This window comes from Pseudoduganella sp. RAF19 (genome assembly GCF_052114165.1).
Classification (GTDB): Bacteria; Pseudomonadota; Gammaproteobacteria; order Burkholderiales; family Burkholderiaceae_D; genus Rugamonas.
Window position 1 is genome coordinate 1 of sequence record NZ_JBFREF010000038.1, and the last position, 385, is coordinate 385.

Annotated in this window: 1 tRNA gene; it reads right to left on the minus strand. The window is 49.4% G+C overall.

Annotation, left to right across the window (positions count from 1 at the left end):
• Positions 1 to 245: 245 nt before the first annotated feature.
• A tRNA-Ala gene (locus AB4Z19_RS30490) sits at positions 246 to 321 on the minus strand.
• Positions 322 to 385 lie beyond the last annotated feature (64 nt).

Sequence of the window (385 nt, forward strand, 5' to 3'; positions counted from 1 at the left end):
CGTCCTTCATCGCCTGTAATCGCCAAGGCATCCGCCATGTGCACTTAGTCACTTGTCCCTATAACCTTGACGGCTATAGTTCTAAGCACTTACTACTGTGTTTGATGAGTTTTTGTATGCGTTCCTTTCGGAACACTACCCTAAGTGTGAATCTTTCGATTCACGCTTAATAAAACTTTACTTCTTCCAGATTGTTAAAGAACGAGACTACTCTTACCTAAGACACCGGTCTTACGTAAAGGCAGTGGTGGAGGATGACGGGATCGAACCGACGACCCCCTGCTTGCAAAGCAGGTGCTCTCCCAGCTGAGCTAATCCCCCGCGAAACTTGGTGGGTCTGGTTGGGCTCGAACCAACGACCCCCGCGTTATCAACACGGTGCTCT